Here is a 3405-nt window from a genome sequence, read left to right as displayed (position 1 = left end):
TCGGTCATCGCGCCGAACTCCGCCCCGCTGATGACCTTGCCATCGATGCCAAGCTGGCGGGCGATCGCGGCCGCGGTAACCGCGTGATCACCGGTGATCATGCGGACCTCGATCCCGGCGGACTTCGCCTGCCCGACCGCTGCCTTGGCACCGGGCCGCGGCGGGTCGACGATTCCGACGAGAGCCAGCAGTTCCAGATCGGTCACTAGCGGGAGCAGGTCAGCCCCCGGATCGAAGGCCGCCGGGTCGAAATCCCTGCGTGCGGTTGCGATGACCCGCAGGCCCTCTTCCGCGAACCGGTGGTTATCGGCCAGGTACCGCTCGCGGAGACGGCCGTCGAGCGGAACTGGGCCGGCGTCCGGGTCCAGCACCGTGGCGGCCCGGGCCAGGAGCTGATCGGGCGCCCCCTTCACGAAGCAGCGGATCACCGCCTTCCCCGATTCATCGGTCATCTTGTGGAACGTCGCCATGAGCTTGTACTCGGCGTCGAAGGGGAGCTCGGCGATTCTCGGGTGTACCTGCCTGGTCAAGACGGCGTCGATGCCGCCTTTCGCGGCCAGCACGACCAGGGCTCCCTCGGTCGGGTCGCCGATCAGCTCGCCGTCGCTGAGCACCGCGTCGGAGGCCATGACCATCGGCATCAGGAACTGGTCCAGCGGGATCTCCGCCTGTCCGGCGACGCGGTTGATGCGCCCGTGGGTCGAGTAGCCCTTTCCCTCGACCGCATAGCGGTGCCCGGCGACGACCATCTGGACCGCGGTCATCTGGTTCAGCGTGAGCGTCCCGGTCTTGTCCGTGTTGATCGCGGACGTGGACCCCAGGGTCTCGGTCGAAGGGAGCTGCTTCATGATGGCGCCGACCTTGACCAGAGCCCGGGTGCCCCACGCCAGGATCGTCGTCACCACCATGGGCAACTGCACCGGGACCGCCGCGATGGCGAAGGCGACCGCGGCGGGCAACACCGCGTTGAAGGTATAGCCGCGAGACAGGTTCACGGCCATCGACGCGATCAGCGCGACACCCGCGACCAGCAGGAGCTGCTTTGAGAGCCGGTCGAGCTGGCGGGTGAGCGGGGTCTTGACCGTCGGCTGCGCCTGGAGCATTCCCGAGATGTGGCCGACTTCGCTCGCCATCCCGGTCGCGGTGACTACGAACTCGCCCGTCCCGCGGGTGACAGAGGTGTTCATGTACACCATGTCGGTCCGGTCGCCCAGCGGCATGCCGACTTCCCCGACCGGGGCCGTACCCTTCGAGACCGGCAGGCTCTCCCCGGTCAGCTCGGACTCGGCGACCTCCAGCGAGGCCACCCGGAGCAGCCTGCCGTCAGCCGGAACGACGTCACCCGCCTCGATCGAGACGACATCGCCGGGGACCAGCTGTGCAGCGGGGATCTCCGCCTCCTGGCCATCGCGCCGCACCCGGGCGGTCACGATCAACCTCCGCTGGAGCGCGGCGACCGCGCTCTCAGCCCCGCCCTCCTGCTGCAGGCCGAGAACCGCGTTAGCCAGTGTCAGCAGAATCAGCAGAAGGCCGGTTCCCAGCTGACGGAGGGGGAAGAGGCTGAGGAGGCCGACCACGAGCAAGACGATCTGCATGGGGTCGGAGTACTGGCGGATGAACGCGCGCCAGCGAGGCTCTGCCCTGCCTGCGGCGAGCGTGTTGGCGCCGAACCGGCCGACCCGCGACGCCGCCTCCGCCGAGCTCAGGCCGTGCCGCGGGTCTGCCTCCTCGGCTCGCAGCACCTCCTCGGCGCTAAGCGTGTGCCACGCGGCCTCTGCGGCCAGCGCCTGGCGCTCCGCCCCGGGCACATCGACCAGTCTGGCCTGCACGGGACACCCCCTTCCCGGCGAGCTACTACCGAGACGACCCGAACCCCCGCCGCCGGCCAGCAGCCCCTGCTGAGCGCCGGGCGCAGGCAGCGGCCCAACCGATCCTCAAAGAAGTCGGCGGAATACAACCGTCCATTCTGCCGTCCCTCCATCGCCTCGCGCCATTACCTGTGTCTGACGACTCCTCGCCTTCGCAACCTGGCAGCTCCGGGAACGGCGCGCTGGCCAACGTCGCGTTCGACTTGGCGCTGCGCGACAACGTTCCGTCGATACGCGCAGCAGGTGATCCGTACTCAGCGTAGGGGGGCCACCACCATGTCCGTGGTCATGACGGCACGTCGATGGCGGCGGTGAGGTGGAGGGTGCCGCTGATAGTAGTGCCGGGTGCTGGCAGGGTTCGGTGCTCGCTGACGTCTAGTGTCCCGGTCTTGAGTTCCCTATCACCACTTGAGTCGCCTTTAGCTTCAGCTGACTGGTTCGATGATGACAGGGCGGCCGGAGTGCAGTGTGCTGGGAGGGTGGGAGATCCCGTGCTGGCGCCGCTGGTATTGTCGCAGGACGAACAGCGCACATTAGAGAACTGCGCCAACCTATATATCGCTAACGGTTGCGACGATCGCCAATTCAGCCCTGCCGTTCGTATCGGCGGCGTGCCGAGCGATGCTCCTATGCCTTGCCAAGGGGATTCTTCTAACATTCTTGGCCTCATTTTGGGTCCTGGACTGGAATGGTGATGGGGCCAGGGTGGGCCAGGCAGGGCGAGCCGCGAGGGCCTCGCATTAATGCCGGGGAGCAGCATCGGGCGCGAGCCGCATGACGAGGAACTGAGCCTGACACGTGCGAGGTGCTCGTTGCGGCTAGTCTCGTCGCACTGACGCTTCCGCCGTACCGAGGGCTGCCCGTACCGTTAGGCATGAGAATCCGGCGGCCGGATTCCCGGCGGCAGAACCACCACGCGTCCTTGTCTCTGCGGCGGATTGGGCGTAGCGTAAAAGAAGAAAGGTGTACCCGTCCATCTCGTGTGGATGAATCGATATCCTTTTCGGCTGCTCTGGACCCCGGTAGCGCCTTACGTGCAGCTAAGCCGAGGGTGACATATGGCGGCATCTGACCTTTTCCATGCTTGCTGTCGGTCAACGACGCACCGCTTGCGAGCAGGAAAGGGGCGACGCGATGGCGATGGACTGGCATGACACTTTGATGGGATCCGTGCTGGTGATTTCTGGCGGGCTGACGTTCGCGTACATCAGAGCCGCTTCGAAGATTCTGCTCATCCTGACTCTTATCGGTGCTGCCGCCACAATCGTCATCGGTGTGCTGCTGTTCTTTCATCTTGCCTGAGGCGCTGCATCCGAGGAGCGTCCATCACCTACTGGCTGCCCGTGGCGCCTGGCTGGCTGTCTTGGCGCGCCCTGCCACGGCGGGAGTACGTATGAAATCGCGCACGGTGCTCATAGCGGTGGCCAGCAGCTGGCTGCGCGCACATGGGCTGATCTCGGCGGGGGTGACGCACGTTGGGTGACGACATCAGGCCCGTGGCCGCCGGGAACGGCCCGGCCAGCTTGCCGCCGGGCCC

At 66.7% G+C, this 3405-nt stretch carries 3 protein-coding genes; 2 read left to right on the top strand and 1 reads right to left on the bottom strand.

Annotation, left to right across the window (positions count from 1 at the left end):
- A partial coding sequence (locus WA805_RS19695) for a cation-translocating P-type ATPase (RefSeq protein ID WP_425243067.1) occupies positions 1 to 1829 on the bottom strand: 1829 nt, incomplete at its 3' end.
- A gap of 530 nt (positions 1830 to 2359) precedes the next feature.
- On the opposite strand from WA805_RS19695, the gene WA805_RS19690 reads away from it, so the two are divergent.
- Both WA805_RS19690 and WA805_RS19685 read left to right on the top strand, forming a co-directional pair.
- A complete protein-coding gene (locus WA805_RS19690) occupies positions 2360 to 2563 on the top strand; it encodes a hypothetical protein (RefSeq protein WP_425243066.1) in 204 nt (67 codons plus the stop codon).
- 439 nt (positions 2564 to 3002) lie between these two features.
- Positions 3003 to 3170, top strand: coding sequence for a hypothetical protein (locus WA805_RS19685; protein WP_422288823.1), 168 nt, complete (start codon positions 3003 to 3005; stop codon positions 3168 to 3170).
- Positions 3171 to 3405 lie beyond the last annotated feature (235 nt).

This window comes from Trebonia sp. (genome assembly GCF_049794275.1).
In the GTDB taxonomy this organism is placed as follows: domain Bacteria; phylum Actinomycetota; class Actinomycetes; order Streptosporangiales; family Streptosporangiaceae; genus Trebonia.
This window is presented reverse-complemented; position numbering and strand designations above follow the sequence as displayed.